Here is a 15,767-nt window from a genome sequence, read left to right on the forward strand (position 1 = left end):
AGTTGTATTTTAGGTTTGCTGTGACAAAATACTTTAACCGTTTCCAATCTTTCTGTTACAATACAGATTAGTACTGTATAAATACATTAGATTGGATTGGGAGTGAGCCGATGGATCGTACGTTTTTGATGGTTAAACCGGATGGTGTACAACGCGGACTGATTGGACGTATTGTCAGTCGTTTGGAAGACAAGGGCTTCAAAATGGCGGCTGGCAAGCTTGTGCAGGTATCTAGAGAACAAGCAGAGCGGCATTATGCGGAGCATGTGGGCAAGCCTTTTTTTGAAGAGCTTGTAGGCTTTATCACATCAGGACCTGTATTTGCCATGGTTTGGGAAGGGGATAACATTGTTACGCTTTCCCGCTTGCTGATTGGTAAAACACAAGTAACAGAGGCTCTTCCGGGCACCATTCGTGGAGACTTTGCTGCACATACACCGTTTAACCTCATTCATGGTTCAGATTCACCGGAGAGCGCAGAGCGCGAGATTGCAAATTTTTTCACACCAGAAGAATTGGTTCGGTATGAAAAAACTGTAGCGACCTGGGTGTAAGTTTAATTACGTATGAAGAAGGATGGTAGCATGACGGATCTGGAACTGGGTCAGACGGACCCCGATTACACAGCGTTTATCCGCAAAATCAAGGACAGCACAGGTATTGATCTTGCACAATACAAAGAAGCACAGATGAAAAGGCGGTTAACGACGCTTCGCAACAAAAACGGGTTTCCCAGTTTTGTTTCTTTTTATGATGCCATGATGAAGGAAAAACCTCTATTCTATGAATTCTTGGATCGTATGACGATCAATGTTTCCGAGTTTTGGCGAAATCCCAATCGGTGGGAAGTGCTGCGGGATATCATTTTGCCACAGCTGCTTGTGGGAAAGCAGAAGCTTAAGCTGTGGAGTGCGGCCTGCTCGACTGGTGAAGAGCCCTATAGCTTGGCTATGGTTCTCGACGGTAAAGGGATTTTAGGGAATTGCTCTATTACAGCTTCCGACATTGATGATGGTGCATTGGCTAAAGCCAAGGAAGGTAAATATTTGGAGCGTTCGCTCAAGGATGTGCCTGAGCAGGTAGCTAGCAAATATTTTAAACCAGACGGTGCCATGTATCGGATTGATGACCGTTTAAAACAGGCTGTGAAGTTTCAAAAGCAAAACTTGCTGCTGGATCGATTTGAGGATGGGTATGATCTCATTATCTGTCGAAATGTTATGATTTATTTTACAGAAGAGGCCAAACATGCGTTGTATCAAAAGTTTGCTGCCAGCCTTCGTCCCGGCGGTGTTTTATTTGTCGGCAGTACCGAGCAAATCTTTTCTCCTAACCAATATGGGCTGGAATCGACTGAAACCTTTTTTTATCGCAAAAAAGCATAAGCCTGTACATATCATCCATCGTTTCGTAGGAACTTATTTCTATTCTTAAGTAATGGATGGCTGGCTTATCAACAGCGCACGTCCTTTAGCTCTTCTGGCTGAGGGACGTGTTTTTTTGTTTATCTGCCTCAGACGTGGCTTTTCTTGTCAAAGAAAGGTGCGTATACTATAATGAAGCACAGTTAAAGATTTTAGCGATGCACAGTTTAACAGTTTAAAGGGGGAACGCGTCATGAGTTTACGTTATTTAACCGCGGGGGAAACGCATGGTCCCCAGCTAACTGCCATTGTAGAGGGTATGCCGAGTAATTTAAAATTGGATTTTGAGGAATTGAATTTTCAGTTGCACCGTCGTCAGAAAGGATATGGACGGGGGCGGCGTATGCAGATTGAAAAAGATACGGCGAAGATTGCTGGTGGCGTACGTCACGGATATACCACAGGTGCACCAATTGCACTAGTTGTGGAAAATAACGATTGGAAGCACTGGCAGAATATTATGAATATTGAGCCTATTGAAGGCAGTGATGAAGAAAAGCGTCGGGTTCATCGACCGCGTCCGGGCCATGCAGATTTGAATGGCGGAATGAAATACAACCTGAAGGATCTTCGCAACGTGTTGGAACGCTCCAGTGCACGGGAAACAGCAATTCGTGTGGCATGTGGCGGGTTGGCTCGTCAATTGCTGGCTGAGTTCGGGATCAAGGTGGCAGGTCAGGTCATCCGCATTGGTGAAATCGAAGCTCCTTATCGCGACTTGCCGATTGATGAACTGATTGCTGTAACAGAAGCTTCTTCGGTGAGAGTAACCGATCCGGAAACGGAGAAGAAAATGGAAGCCTACATTGACCTGATCAAGCAAGAAGGTGACTCCGTCGGTGGTGTAGTGGAATGTATCGTGGAAGGTGTTCCGATTGGTCTGGGCAGTCATGTACAGTATGATCGGAAGTTGGATGCACGTATCGCACAAGGAGTCATGTCGATCAATGCATTTAAAGGTGTGGAAATCGGCATCGGGTTTGAAGCAGGAGAATTGCGCGGTTCACAGGTGCATGACGAGATTTTATATGATGAGGAACGTGGATATCACCGTCGTACGAATCGTTTGGGTGGTTTTGAGGGTGGCATGACCAACGGAATGCCAGTGGTGGTTCGTGGCGTTATGAAGCCAATTCCCACACTTTATAAGCCGCTGCAAAGCGTTGACATTGATACGAAAGAAGCGTTCACTGCACAGGTTGAGCGTTCGGATGCATGTGCGGTACCAGCGGCAAGCGTAGTCATGGAGCATGTGGTAGCTTGGGAGATAGCCAAAGCTTTACTAGAGAAATTCGGCGGGGATTCGATTGAAGAAATCCGCGCGAATATTGCATCCTATGAACAACAACTGGAGCGGTACTAAGATGAGCACGCTGACGGTACAGCTTGGCGAACGTTCTTATCCTATTCTTATCGGACGTGGGTTGTTGCATCAAGCCGGAGAGTCGTTGAAGGAACGAGGAATTGCACAAAAAAGCCCATTATTGATTGTTTCAGACGAAAATGTAGCGGGATTCTACTTGGCAACAGTGGAAAGCAATCTTCAAGAGGCGGGATACAGAACGGTATCATTTGTCGTTAAGCCAGGTGAAACATCCAAGTCGCTTGCTGTATTTGAGCAGGTCATAACAGCAGCCATTGAGGGCGGTTTGGATCGCAATTCAGCTGTTATCGCTCTTGGTGGTGGTGTGGTGGGTGATTTGGCTGGATTTGTGGCGGCATCTTATATGAGAGGCATCAAGTTCGTACAGGTTCCAACTACTATCCTTGCCCATGACAGCAGCGTGGGTGGTAAGGTCGGCATCAATCATCCTTTGGCGAAAAATATGATAGGAGCCTTTCACCAACCGGAACTCGTACTGTATGACGTAGATACGTTGTCAACATTACCTTCTCGCGAGGTATCTGCGGGGCTTGCTGAAATGATCAAGCATGGCTTGATCTGGGATGCTGATTTTGCTCAGTGGTGCCGTGAACATTCGACGGATTTGCTCGGACTGGATGCGACGGCACTGGAGTACGGGCTGGAGAAGGGATGCTCCATTAAAGCCGAAGTTGTATCACGCGATGAACGAGAAAATGATTTGCGCGCTATTTTAAACTTAGGCCATACGATTGGGCATGCGATTGAAGCGATTGCGGGGTATGGTGAGTTTTTACACGGGGAAGCCATTTCTATTGGTATGGTTGGCTCGGCACTACTGGGTGTGAAGCTGGGGGCAGATCCTTCTTTGGTAAACGAAACGAAGGAAATGCTGTCATCGCTGCGCTTACCGACTTCTCTTCCGTCACATCTCGATACAGATCGATTGCTCGAAGCGATGATGCATGACAAAAAATTCAAAGAAGGCAGCATTACTTTCGTTGTCCCACGCAGTATTGGGCGTGTGGAGGTTGTGAAGGATATTTCCGTCTCTTACATCCGGGAAGTCATTGAACAGTTAAAAGAGGAGGCGTAACGATGTACAATCGTGGAATTCGTGGCGCGACGACCGTGACGAATAATGAAGCAAACGAAATTTTGGAAGCAACAAGCCAACTACTGGAGGAAATTGTATCCTACAATGAAATTCAGCCAGAGGATATTAGTAATGTATGGATAACGGTGACCCATGACCTGGATGCTGCCTTTCCAGCCATGGCCATCCGTCAGCTTGACGGCTGGGACATGGTTCCGCTCATGTGTGCATTAGAAATTCCTGTGGCTGGTAGCTTGCCCAAGTGCATCCGTTTGATGGTACAGGTGAATACCGATAAATCTCAGCGTGAAATGAAACATGTATATTTGAACGGAGCACAGATGCTAAGACCGGATCTGGCTTCCCAAGGGAAATAATCGTCCATTTTTTAAGTTGATGGTTGCCAAAGTAACATTCCATGAGATATAGTGTGTGTAGCAGAGTTGAGTAGAGTAGAGTTAGCCAGAGCAGAGTTGAGATGAGAAGAGTGTAGTCTAGCCAATTCCATATGAGATTACAGAGACCAGCGGTAGCGGGTAAGCTTTTGTCCATGAAGAGACCTTCTTCTATAGAGAAGCTTATTTGGGGTAACCTGCGCGGTTATGCAAAAGGGATAAGTGTATGCTTTTCTATTTGCTGTGATCATTTTACATATGGAGCATTCTTATAATTTCAATAACTGACAGCCTCTACCTTACGGGTAGAGGCTTTTTTATTCTCTCCATTGGGTTCTGCGCCAATTTGGAAAGGAAGTGATCTCATGTTAACGCCGCATGTGGAGCAAGTGATAGCGATGGCGAATGAATTTAACCTGATTCCTGTGTACAAAAAAGTGCTGGCTGATATGGAGACGCCGATTCGGATTTTCCGTCGGTATGCTGAGCGGGACCGTGCCTTTCTGCTGGAGAGTGTAGAGGGAGGCGAGCAGTGGGCGCGACATTCCTTCATCGGAACAGACCCATTTCTGATGGTCTCAGGTAAAAAAGGTCGATTGATTTTGGAACAACACGGTAAACGGCAAATATTAAGCGACAAGCCGATTGAAGCGCTCAAAGCATTACTTCGTAAATACCGTAGTCCGAAACTGAAAGACATGCCTCCATTTACAGGCGGGGCTATCGGATTTTTTGGATATGACCTGCTTCAATACTACGAAAAGCTGCCAGAGCACTCGGTAGATGATTTGAATATGGATGATATTCGTTTTATGTTTTGCGATCAAGTCATTGTCTTTGATCATGTGAAACAGCAAATTTTGCTGGTTGGCAATGTTCATATAGGTGAAGGGTTCCGCGAGGAGGACATTCGTGCTGCTTATGCAGATGTGGAACGCAAGTTGGAGAACACGGCGCAGTATCTGCGCAAGCAGTCCCCACCGGAGCGATTAGGCTCTGCCTCCATTCCTGATGATGTGGAACTGGGTGAGATCCAATCCAATGTGACAAAGGAACAATTTATATCAAACGTGGAGCAGGCAAAGGAGTATATCCGCTCCGGTGATATTTTTCAGGTTGTACTGTCCCAGCGTTTTCACATCGATACAGAGGCCTCTCCACTACAGGTATACCGCGTGCTGCGCACGATGAACCCGTCGCCATATATGTATTATCTGAAAATGGATGACGAGATCATCGTAGGCACTTCGCCGGAGGCACTCGTCAAGGTGGAAAACGGCCGTGTAGAGACCCGACCGATTGCAGGAACGAGACCGCGTGGCGTAACGGAAACCGAAGATGCGGCGCTTGCTGAAGAATTGTTGAAGGATGAAAAAGAACGTGCAGAGCATCTGATGTTGGTAGATCTGGGAAGAAATGATCTGGGACGTGTATCCCAGTTTGGCACCGTAAAATGCGATACATTCATGGAGATTGAACGCTATTCCCACGTGATGCACATTGTATCGAATGTGTCGGGCGAACTGCGTGAGGACAAAGATTTCTTCGATGCTTTCCTGTCTTGCCTGCCGGCCGGCACCGTATCCGGAGCTCCAAAGCTACGGGCGATGGAGATTATTGCTGAGCTGGAGCGGGAAGCACGCGGAACCTATGCAGGAGCAATTGGATATTTGGGCTTCTCAGGCAATATGGATGCTTGCATTACGATTCGCACAATTGTGTTTAAAAAGAACCGGGCCTATGTCCAGGCAGGGGCTGGAATTGTGTGGGACTCCGTACCGGAAAGCGAGTATCAGGAGACGGTGAACAAAGCAAAGGCACTGCTGAAAGCAATCCGCACGGCGGAAGCGATGTTCCCAGCAACGACACAGCCTTACAACAGCGTCATCAACCAAGATTATTTGTACACTCCGTAACACACAAAAATCTGATTCTGAGGAGGAGACGACAATGGAACGACATGACATGATGCAAGTAGGGTTAAGCCGGATCATTGAGGGACAGCATCTTTCGCGTACGGAGGCCCGTAGCGTGATGGAACAGATTATGAGTGGGAGTGCTACACAGGCGCAAATCGGCGGGCTCCTGACGGCTCTTCGCCTCAAGGGAGAGACGGTAGATGAAATCACCGGTTTTGCCGAAGCAATGCGCAATTACGCTAGTCCAGTGCAAGCTGGAGAAGGGAACAGTCGTCTACTGGATACATGCGGCACCGGGGGTTCGGGTATTCACAAGTTTAATATTTCCACGATATCTGCTATTATCGCGGCTTCGGTTTCCGTACGGGTAGCAAAGCATGGCAACCGGTCTGCAAGTGGCCGTGCCGGAAGCGCTGATGTCCTGGAGGCACTCGGAGTCAACATTCATTTGACAAGTGATCAGGCGCGATCGTGTCTGGACCGCATTGGCATTTGCTTTTTATTCGCACAGCTGTATCATCCGTCTATGAAGCATGCCGCCGCGCCGCGCCGTGAGCTAGGTGTGCGGACAGTATTCAATATGCTCGGTCCATTGACGAATCCGGCTGGTGCGGATCGACAGCTGTTGGGCATTTATGATGCCGGCAAAACGGAAGTGATTGCCGAGGTATTGAACCAGCTCGGCTCCAAACGAGCCATGGTTGTCAGCAGTTTGGATGGACTAGATGAGATTAGTATTTCGGCTGCGACGCGAGTATCTGAGCTCAAGGACGGCAAGGTTCACACGTTCGAGCTTCATCCGTCCGATCTGGGTTTGCAGACACATTCTCTAGATCAGGTGTTAGGCGGCGATGCACAGGTTAACGCAGATATCATACGACGAATTTTGAACGGAGAGCATGGAGCCTATCGTGATGTTGTGTTAGCGAACGCAGGAGCATGTATTTATGTCTCAGGCGCAGCAGCTACCTTGACAGACGGAGTAGCGCGAGCAGCAGAAGCCATCGACTCTGGACTGGCACTTTCCAAGCTGGATCAATTAATACAAGCAACGGGGGAATATCAATATGTATCTTGATAAAATTGTGGTGACGAAGCGACAAGAAGTGGAGCAGCTTAAGCAGCATTTTGAGATTAATAAAGCCGAACGCTTAATTGCAGATTTACCTGTGACGAGAGGATTTGAAAATGCGATCGCCAGCGGACGCAACCGTCCGCTCGGGCTGATTGCTGAAGTAAAGAAGGCTTCTCCGTCCAAAGGGTTGATTCGACCCAATTTCCATCCGGTGGATATTGCGTGTGCATATGAGGGAGCAGGAGCCGATTGCATTTCTGTACTGACAGATGTTACGTATTTTCAGGGGAGTCCTGAATATTTACAGCAAATTCGCGATCAAGTGAAAATTCCGCTGCTGCGAAAAGATTTTATCATTGATGAACGGCAAATCTATGAAGCTCGTCTATTGGGAGCGGATGCGGTACTGTTGATTGCCGCGATATTGGAACCCCATGTTTTAGGGTCATTCTTGCAAATCGCCAAGGATCTTGGGCTGGATGCGTTGGTAGAGGTGCATGACAGTGAGGAACTTAAAGCAGTGCTGGATCTGGGTACAGCGACCTTAGTTGGTGTGAACAATCGCAATCTTCGGACATTTGAGACCCGTCTCCAGACGACAGAGGAGCTGATCTCACTGATCCCAAAAGGGGTTACATTCATCAGCGAAAGCGGCATTGCAGGACCGGAAGATGTTAAGTATCTGCATTCGGTAGGTGCGCACGGCATTCTGGTAGGGGAGCATCTGATGCGTAAGGAAGATGTAGGACAGGCTGTAGTCGAATTGATGGACGGGGTTAAAGCATGAACAAAACGGGCGTAAAAATTTGTGGACTTCAAAGCGTTGAAGTGCTAAAATCTATGGTAAACTTACCGGTCGATTATATAGGTTTTGTGTTTGCTGACAGCAAGCGCCGGATTGACGGCGCACATGCTGGAGAGTTGCTTCGCGTATTGGATGAATGGGCCTCGGGCAGCAGACCGCGCAGCGTGGGCGTATTTGTGAACCCTGACGATGCACTGTTAAACGATGTGATGGAGAAAGCACCATTGGATGTCATTCAGTTGCATGGACAGGAAAGTCCACAGCGCTGTCGGGAGCTTAAGGAACGTTTTGGCATACAGATATTCAAGGCTTGGTCTGTGGACAGCCAAGGGCAGACAGATCAGGGGAAGACCGAACACCGAGCAGACGAATTAGAGGCTTATGTCGGAACAATTGATGCTTTACTGCTGGATACATACGATCCCCTGTATGGCGGCGGTTCTGGAAAAACGTTTGCGTGGGATCGAATTCCCGCCTATCAGGCTTGGACTCATCAACACGGAATCCCTCTGTTTGTAGCTGGGGGGCTGACTGCCGATAACGCAGAAAAGCTGATTAGCGAGTATCATCCCGACGGGCTGGATGTTTCCAGCGGTGTAGAGACGAACGGAGTCAAGGACATTGCAAAAATCACAGCATTCGTAGAAAGGGTGAAGCAGGCATGACACAATTACCTGATAACAACGGACGTTTTGGAACATTTGGCGGACGTTTTGTACCGGAAACGTTGATGAACGCACTGATTGAATTGGAGGAATCCTACCGAAAATACGCGGATGATCCTGAATTTAAAGCAGAGTTGAACGGACTTCTAAAAGACTATTCGGGTCGGGAAACTCCGCTTTATCATGCGGAGCGTCTGAGCCAACATCTGGGCGGGGCAAAAATTTACTTGAAGCGCGAAGATTTAAACCATACTGGCGCCCACAAAATTAATAATGCATTGGCCCAGGGATTGCTGGCGAAGCGTATGGGAAAACAGAAGGTCATTGCCGAAACAGGTGCAGGACAGCATGGTGTCGCAACGGCTACCGTAGCTGCATTGCTCGGATTGGAATGCAAAGTGTTTATGGGCGAAGAGGATACGGTTCGCCAGCAGTTGAACGTATTTCGGATGCAGCTTTTGGGTGCGGAAGTGATTCCGGTGACATCGGGTACACGTACACTTAAGGATGCCGGGAATGAAGCTTTACGTTATTGGGTGAGCCATGTTCATGACACGTTCTATATTTTGGGTTCGGCTGTCGGTCCGCATCCGTATCCGATGATGGTACGGGATTTCCAGCGTGTGATAGGCGATGAAACACGCCGTCAGATCTTGGAGAAGGAAGGCAGACTTCCGGATGTTGTTGTGGCAGCGATCGGTGGCGGAAGCAATGCTATCGGTATGTTTTATCCTTTCATAGAGGATCAAGGTGTTGCTTTGATTGGCGTGGAGGCTGCTGGTAAAGGCGTCGAGACGGAATTCCATGCAGCTACCATGAGCAAGGGAACACAAGGGGTCTTCCAAGGCTCTATGAGTTATCTACTTCAGGATGAGTACGGACAAGTGCAGCCTGCGCATTCCATCTCGGCTGGACTGGATTATCCAGGTGTTGGACCGGAGCATTCATACCTAAAAGATATTGAGCGGGCCAAATATGTCCCGATTACTGATCAGGAAGCGCTGGATGCACTTCAGCTCCTTTGCCGTACCGAAGGAATACTGCCTGCATTAGAGTCGGCACATGCCGTTGCACAGGTCGCCAAGCTGGCACCTACGTTGACTTCAGATGATATTATCGTTATTTGTTTGTCTGGGCGCGGGGATAAAGATGTGGACTCCATTATCAAGTATTTAGGGGGAAATCCGTCATGAATTTAATTGATCAGGCGTTTGAACGCCTTAAACATGAAGGCAAAACGGCATTAATTCCTTTTCTGACGGTAGGCGACCCGGATGTGGATACCACGATAGAGATCATTCGGCAGTTAGAGTCAGCCGGAGCCGATATATTGGAACTAGGCGTACCTTATTCGGACCCGTTGGCTGACGGCCCTGTGATTCAGCGTGCGTCTGAACGTGCACTGAAACGGCAAATTTCAATCCGCACCTGTATGGAGACAGCGTCTCTGGCTAGGGCGGCAGGTTCAAGCCTGCCTTTTATTCTGTTCACGTATTATAATCCTGTATTGCAGATGGGGATGGATGCTTTCTTTGCAGGCTTGCAGGAGCACGGTATCAGTGGTCTGATTATTCCGGATCTTCCGCTTGAAGAAGCAGAGGAACTGGGAGGACGGGCAGCAGAGGTAGGTGTGCATCTGATTCCGCTGGTAGCCCCAACGTCTGAACAACGGATCGAACGAATTGCCCGTCAGGCCCGAGGATTTGTGTACTGTGTATCTTCGCTGGGTGTAACCGGAGAAAGAGCTTCTTTTTTTGAAGGTATAGAGGGCTTTATCGCGCAGGTCAAACGGCATACGGATGTTCCGGTGGCGATAGGCTTTGGTATTTCAAATCGTGAGCAGGTTGTCCGGTTTTCAGACATTTGCGATGGAGTTGTGGTTGGCAGTGCCATTGTGCGACAGGTGGAGGAAGCCATTCCATTGCTGGAGGATTCTGCACGCAGAGAAGAAGGGCTTTTGCAAATTCGCGATTTTGTGGCACAATTAAAGCAGTAATGGGTGTCAAATATAAAATATTTAATTTAGTTCTGATTGGATAGAGGAGGAAGGGGCATGCAACCTAAACCGCATATTGTACATTTGCCAGTATATCAGCCCGGTAAACCGATTGAGGATGTGAAACGTGAGCTGGGACTCGATGAAGTAATCAAGCTCGCCTCAAACGAGAATCCGTATGGCAGCTCTCCCAAAGTGTTGCAGGCCATTCAGCAGGAGTTTGCTAACATCAGTGTATATCCTGACGGAAGTGCAGTTGCTCTGACACAGGCACTAGCTAAACGGACGGGATTAAAAGAAGAACAATTTATCTATGGCTGTGGCTCTGACGAAATTATTGCGTTGATTACGCGTGCATTCCTTCTTCCAGGGGAAGAAAGTATCATGGCTGATCAGACATTTTCCGTCTATAAAAGTAACGTGGAAATTGAGGGAGCAGTTGCAGTTGAGGTGCCTTTGCGTGACGGTGTACATGATTTGGATGCCATGCTGTCTCATATCAATGACCGTACAAAAATTATTTGGATCTGTAATCCAAATAATCCGACGGGAACGATTGTACCCGAAGCTGAGCTGATTGCGTTTCTGAACCAAGTGCCAAAGCATATCATGGTGGTGCTGGATGAAGCCTACGCTGAGTTTGTAATAGATCGTTCGTATCCAGACGGCATTCGCTTGTTGTCAGCTTATGAAAATTTGGTTGTACTGCGTACCTTCTCCAAAATCTATGGTCTGGCTTCGCTACGTATCGGATATGGTATGGGAGCCGAGGCAACCATTCGCTTGATCAATCAGGTTCGTGAGCCGTTTAATACTTCACGGGTTGCACAGGCTGCGGCCATTGCTGCCTTGGAAGATCAGGAATTTGTTCAAGAATGTCGGGATCGTAATGCAGAGGGTAGAGCTTATTTGCAAAATGAGCTGAAGCGTCTGGGCCTGGAGTCTTTCCCCGCACATGGTAATTTTATTATGCTGGATGTACGTCGTCCATCCGGTGAGGTATTTCAGGAGTTGCTTCGTAAAGGTGTGATTATTCGCGCAGGTCATCACAAATATCCGACATATATTAGGGTGTCGGTTGGATCACAGCCGCAAAATGAGTTGTTTATTCGTGCGCTGGAACAGGTCCTGGGGGCGGAAGCGGCGAAAGTACGCCTATAATTTCCGCAGATGGGATTTGATAATAGATGAAGATTGCCATTTTCGGCGTGGGACTGATTGGCGGGTCCCTCGCACTTTGTTTTAGAGGGAAGCCGGATATTAATGTGGTCGGTCATGCTCATCTTCCTGAACTGATAGAACCGATGCTAAGCCGTGGTGTCGTGGACACCGCGACTCTTTCGGTTGAAGAGGCGGTCACGGATGCCGATTTTATTTTTTTATGCGTACCGGTTGGTTTACTGGAGCATTATCTCGAATTGTTAAGCAAGTTACCGCTTAAAGCGGGGTGTATTATTACCGACGTAGGTAGCACGAAATCGGCGATTGCCAAAAAGGCATCAGAAATATCTTTGCACAATGCTTACTTTATCGGGGGTCATCCGATGGCTGGCTCGGAGCGTTCCGGTGTCAAGGCCGCTTCTGCGTTGTTGTTTGAAAATGCATATTATGTGCTTTCCCCTGCAGAGGGTGTGCCTGAGGAAGCTTACAGCTCGCTGGAGCGCTTGTTGAAATATACCGGTGCTCATGTTGTGCGTGTCCAACCTGATATGCATGACGATATTGTCGGTGCGATTAGCCATCTTCCACATATTATTGCAGCAGCGCTGGTGAATCAGGTACGAAAGCACAATGATGAAAATCCGTTGTACCGTACATTGGCTGCGGGTGGGTTTCGTGATATTACACGGATAGCCTCTAGTGATCCGGTTGTGTGGCGGGACATTTTGCTGAGTAATCGTGATGTTTTACTGGGCCTGTTAGAAGAATGGAATGGGCAGATTGAGCGTTTTACTCACTTGCTGAGAACACAAGACGGAGAGGGAATTGCTGACGAATTTTTGACAGCAGGGCATTTCCGTAGTGAACTGCCAGAGCGTCGTAAAGGAGTTATTGTCTCTACGTTTGATCTGTATATTGATGTACCGGATACCCCAGGGATTATCGGAAGAATTGCAATGGAACTAGGAAATCACAGCATTAATCTGAGTAATATGCGAATCATTGAAAGTCGGGAGGATGTTCCTGGCATCATGAGGCTTTCCTTCCGTCAAGAGCAGGACTGGGAGCGTGCCAAAACCTTACTGGATTCGATGGGCTATAAAGTGGTGGTATAAAGGGTGAAGAAAGTATGTGTGTTTGTTAAGGAGATACTCCGCTCCGCGATTCATTTGATCTTACGATCGCTGTTGCAGGGGGATTCTTTGGACGATTTGAAATCTTTAAAGGAAAGAATCCCCCTGCAAAGGCGAGCGCTACGCTTCTCCAGATTCAAATGAATCGCTCCGCTACGGACGCCTTAAAAGCATCATACTTTCTGGAGTGAAGTAGTAAGAAAAGATTTAAAGCGGGCGAAGGTTCTCTTCCCGCTTTTTTGTTATTTCAAGAGTCGATGGAATGGTCCTTTACTACTTATTAATAAAGAAAAAAAAGACCACCCGGGTAAAGCCCCGGGTGGTAGCTACTTTCAGTAAAGTAGCTGAGTAGGATAGGAGTGGAGAGAAACCATACTGTACTTTTATTATATGTATACGTTTTCATTTTGTCAATATTTTTTTAAAGCGTTTTCTTTTTGTTTAATTATCCTTATTGGTGCTCTAAATGAAACACTTTAATTGGATTTGTCATTTATCTTGAATAAACTTAAAATCCATTGAAAAGCGGTTTAAATGAATTAGCTGCCAGCGTTAGGGAGCCTTTGATGGAAATCGTGGGGATTTTGGACTTTTTTACTGGCGGCCATTTTGTGGTACAATGGGTAAGTCCATTTTGGATATTGAATATTGTTGGGGATAGCACCGTTAATGTTGGCACTACATAGGGTAAGAAAATAACAAATGTTCCATGATGCTGTTTCATCCATTTGCGCAGAGGGCGCAACTTTTTTTGGCCTGTTCGGTATATATAGACAGAATCGGACGGGAAAACAGCACATGTATGGGCGAGGAGGGTCTCACTCGGATGATGACAGATTCCCAGATGATTCAGGAAATCAAACAAGGTAATGTTGAGGTTTATTCAGAATTAATGAGGCGGCACCAACGTAAAATTTTAGCTTTTGTTTATCATATGCTGAAAAGTTCGAACCTGGAAATGATTGCTGAGGACTTATGCTCGGAGACGTTTTATAAAGCGTATCGGAGCCTGCATTCTTTTCGCGAGGTAGATGCATCGTTCTCCACTTGGCTATATACAATTGCACGCAATACGGTGCTAAGTGAGCTTCGTAAGCACCGTAGTGGTCAGGTTCCATTGGAAGAGAGCGGTTATGTACCGGTAGCTCCATCGGATGTAATTCCGGAGCAGGCTGTTCTTCGCGGTGAGAAGGTAGAGATGGTTCGTGAAGCAATCAACAGATTGCCTGAGAAGCAGCGATCTGCGCTGATTTTGCGTGAATATGAGCAATTAGATTATCAGGAGATTGCGACTATTTTAGGACAGACGGTCAGTGCGGTGAAGTCATTGCTTTTCCGGGCAAGAACCAGTGTGAAGACGCAGTTGGAGCCTTATTTTTTTGAGCCTCTCTATGAGGAAAACGAAGGGATGAGCAGCCAATGAAATCCAGGGACGCTGAGGATTTGTTCGCTACAGGCAAAAATGTATCGAAACAAGACTCGGAGCGCAGACGGGCCAAAAGCTCGTCTGCCGGGTGGGAGCATGGTTCGGAAGAGAATGATTGGAATTTGTCAAAAGAAAGTCGATCGGCTATTCGTGATATTTCCTTTGAAATAACAGATGATAAGCTAGAGGCAATGAATCGTAGAGTCATGGATCGAATTTATGAAGAATCACCGTGGCTTGTTCCGGGCGAGCATCGACGTGCGCGTGTGAACCCAGCAGCCCGTAAGTATATGTCTGTATGGATCGCCGGCTTTTTGGCCGTATTTTTGTGCAGCTTTTTGTTTTTGAACTGGAATGGAAGCTCCTCTCAGGAAAATCTCCCCCAAGCGGCTCCTGTCATGGACACGGGTATTTTACCGACAGGCCTGCTGGAAACTACAAGTACATCTCCACAGTATCAATACCACATTAAAGATGTGAATAGTGGCATTATGGATCCGCTGGTTGCAAGCATTGTTCCTACTTACCCGCAATACTGGATGTTGTTGTCTGTATTGGCACTTGCGCTTGCTTTATTTTCTCTGGGCTGGATCCATCGGACGAGAAGAGTTAGAAATTAGCTGGCAGATGGGCTCCATATAAAATTCATTATATGCCTGAATAACACAACAGCGGAGGACTGACACAATGCTTATTGGCTTGATCAGACATGGATTGACGGATTGGAATGCGGTAGGTAAAATCCAGGGGCACAGTGATATTCCGTTGAATGAGGAAGGGCGTCGGCAGGCACGCTTGCTGGCAGAACGATTGAAGGAAGAGCCTTATCAATGGGACGGGCTTATTACAAGTAGTCTCTCCAGAGCGAAAGAGACGGGGGATATTATTGCCTCTGCCCTGCATTTGCCATTGCTGGAACCTGATGATCGACTAAGAGAACGTGCTTATGGTCAGGTCGAGGGGATGACACAGGCCGAACGTGAAGAGAAGTGGGGAGTTGACTGGCATCTGCTGGATTTAGGGCAGGAAAGCGATGCAGATCTTCAGCTTCGTGCGCTAGCTTTTATGGAGGCTCTTTGGACGGAAAATCGGGACAAGAATCTGTTGATCGTTTCCCACGGCGGTTTTTTGGCTAATTTGTATAAGGCTCTGTATCAGGAAAAATTTACAGAACGAATTGGCAATTTGTCACTAAGTGTACTCCAGCGTGAGGATGCGGACTGGGAACCGCTTTTATATAATTGCACGAAGCATTTGCAAGAGAAAAAGTGACTGCAACTCCAATACTTTGTGAAAGACCACGGCTTCT

At 47.3% G+C, this 15,767-nt stretch carries 16 protein-coding genes; all 16 read left to right on the forward strand.

What is annotated here, in order from left to right; all coding sequences use genetic code 11:
* Positions 1-110 precede the first annotated feature (110 nt).
* The 16 genes from ndk to G9G57_RS09815 all read left to right on the forward strand — a co-directional run bounded on the left by ndk (position 111) and on the right by G9G57_RS09815 (position 15,730).
* A complete protein-coding gene (gene ndk / locus G9G57_RS09740) occupies positions 111-554 on the forward strand; it encodes a nucleoside-diphosphate kinase (protein WP_013371674.1) in 444 nt (147 codons plus the stop codon).
* Between the two features lie 30 nt (positions 555-584).
* Entirely contained in the window at positions 585-1,385 is an 801-nt protein-coding gene (locus G9G57_RS09745) for a CheR family methyltransferase (RefSeq protein ID WP_013371673.1), read from the forward strand.
* A gap of 232 nt (positions 1,386-1,617) precedes the next feature.
* A complete protein-coding gene (gene aroC / locus G9G57_RS09750) occupies positions 1,618-2,787 on the forward strand; it encodes a chorismate synthase (protein ID WP_017427548.1) in 1,170 nt (389 codons plus the stop codon).
* Between the two features lies 1 nt (position 2,788).
* The gene (gene aroB / locus G9G57_RS09755) at positions 2,789-3,883 is read left to right on the forward strand and encodes a 3-dehydroquinate synthase (protein WP_019687863.1); all 1,095 of its coding nucleotides are present in this window, start codon (positions 2,789-2,791) and stop codon (positions 3,881-3,883) included.
* 2 nt (positions 3,884-3,885) lie between these two features.
* Positions 3,886-4,260, forward strand: a complete 375-nt coding sequence (gene aroH / locus G9G57_RS09760) for a chorismate mutase (protein WP_016822205.1) — start codon at positions 3,886-3,888, stop codon at positions 4,258-4,260.
* 383 nt (positions 4,261-4,643) lie between these two features.
* A complete protein-coding gene (gene trpE / locus G9G57_RS09765) occupies positions 4,644-6,194 on the forward strand; it encodes an anthranilate synthase component I (RefSeq protein WP_016822204.1) in 1,551 nt (516 codons plus the stop codon).
* A gap of 34 nt (positions 6,195-6,228) precedes the next feature.
* Positions 6,229-7,275 carry an anthranilate phosphoribosyltransferase gene (gene trpD / locus G9G57_RS09770; protein WP_019687862.1) on the forward strand — a complete coding sequence of 349 codons (1,047 nt, stop codon included), beginning with the start codon at positions 6,229-6,231 and terminating at the stop codon, positions 7,273-7,275.
* Positions 7,265-8,059 (forward strand): indole-3-glycerol phosphate synthase TrpC, encoded by a 795-nt coding sequence (gene trpC / locus G9G57_RS09775; RefSeq protein ID WP_019687861.1) that lies wholly within the window; start codon positions 7,265-7,267, stop codon positions 8,057-8,059. The genes trpD and trpC overlap by 11 nt, the downstream gene beginning before the upstream one ends.
* On the forward strand, positions 8,056-8,742 hold the full coding sequence (locus tag G9G57_RS09780) for a phosphoribosylanthranilate isomerase (RefSeq protein WP_019687860.1): 687 nt from the start codon (positions 8,056-8,058) through the stop codon (positions 8,740-8,742). Before trpC ends, G9G57_RS09780 begins: the two co-directional genes overlap by 4 nt.
* A complete protein-coding gene (gene trpB, locus G9G57_RS09785) occupies positions 8,739-9,935 on the forward strand; it encodes a tryptophan synthase subunit beta (RefSeq protein WP_019687859.1) in 1,197 nt (398 codons plus the stop codon). The genes G9G57_RS09780 and trpB overlap by 4 nt, the downstream gene beginning before the upstream one ends.
* On the forward strand, positions 9,932-10,738 hold the full coding sequence (trpA, locus tag G9G57_RS09790) for a tryptophan synthase subunit alpha (protein ID WP_016822199.1): 807 nt from the start codon (positions 9,932-9,934) through the stop codon (positions 10,736-10,738). Before trpB ends, trpA begins: the two co-directional genes overlap by 4 nt.
* Before the next feature lie 57 nt (positions 10,739-10,795).
* Positions 10,796-11,899: a histidinol-phosphate transaminase gene (hisC, locus tag G9G57_RS09795; protein ID WP_017427553.1), complete on the forward strand. Its 1,104-nt coding sequence runs from the start codon at positions 10,796-10,798 to the stop codon at positions 11,897-11,899.
* 26 nt (positions 11,900-11,925) lie between these two features.
* Complete coding sequence (locus G9G57_RS09800; protein ID WP_017427554.1) at positions 11,926-13,014, forward strand: prephenate dehydrogenase; 1,089 nt, start codon at positions 11,926-11,928, stop codon at positions 13,012-13,014.
* A gap of 844 nt (positions 13,015-13,858) precedes the next feature.
* Entirely contained in the window at positions 13,859-14,455 is a 597-nt protein-coding gene (locus G9G57_RS09805; RefSeq protein WP_013310707.1) for an RNA polymerase sigma factor, read from the forward strand.
* The gene (locus G9G57_RS09810) at positions 14,452-15,078 is read left to right on the forward strand and encodes an anti-sigma factor (RefSeq protein ID WP_090890182.1); all 627 of its coding nucleotides are present in this window, start codon (positions 14,452-14,454) and stop codon (positions 15,076-15,078) included. Before G9G57_RS09805 ends, G9G57_RS09810 begins: the two co-directional genes overlap by 4 nt.
* Positions 15,079-15,145: 67 nt before the next feature.
* Positions 15,146-15,730 (forward strand): histidine phosphatase family protein, encoded by a 585-nt coding sequence (locus G9G57_RS09815; RefSeq protein WP_025365124.1) that lies wholly within the window; start codon positions 15,146-15,148, stop codon positions 15,728-15,730.
* Positions 15,731-15,767 lie beyond the last annotated feature (37 nt).

The organism is Paenibacillus sp. EKM211P (assembly GCF_011066175.1).
Lineage (GTDB): Bacteria > Bacillota > Bacilli > Paenibacillales > Paenibacillaceae > Paenibacillus > Paenibacillus polymyxa.